The sequence below is a fragment of the Pantoea sp. GbtcB22 genome (genome assembly GCF_019091025.1).
GTDB classification, from domain to species: Bacteria; Pseudomonadota; Gammaproteobacteria; order Enterobacterales; family Enterobacteriaceae; genus Pantoea; species Pantoea leporis.
Genome location: NZ_JAGXKB010001079.1, coordinates 1 through 229, shown reverse-complemented (window position 1 = coordinate 229; position 229 = coordinate 1). Strand labels below are relative to the sequence as shown.

Here is a 229-nt window from a genome sequence, read left to right as displayed (position 1 = left end):
CTTCGTCCGCGGCAAGACGGTGAAGAAGCTCGAGGTGCTCGGCAAGGCCCGGGGCACGGGCACGACCATCCGGTTCAAGCCCGATCCCGAGATCTTCACCGTCCTCGAGTTCCACTACACCACCCTGGCCGACCGGCTCCGGCAGCTCGCGTTCCTGAACAAGGGCACCAGCATCACCACCAAGGACGAGCGCGAGGACCAGAAGAAGCAGGAGACCTTCTACGCCAAG

At 64.2% G+C, this 229-nt stretch carries 1 pseudogene; it reads left to right on the top strand.

Annotated features, from left to right (window positions below):
• Positions 1-229, top strand: a pseudogene (locus KVT28_RS27555) (DNA topoisomerase IV subunit B); the annotation flags it as partial.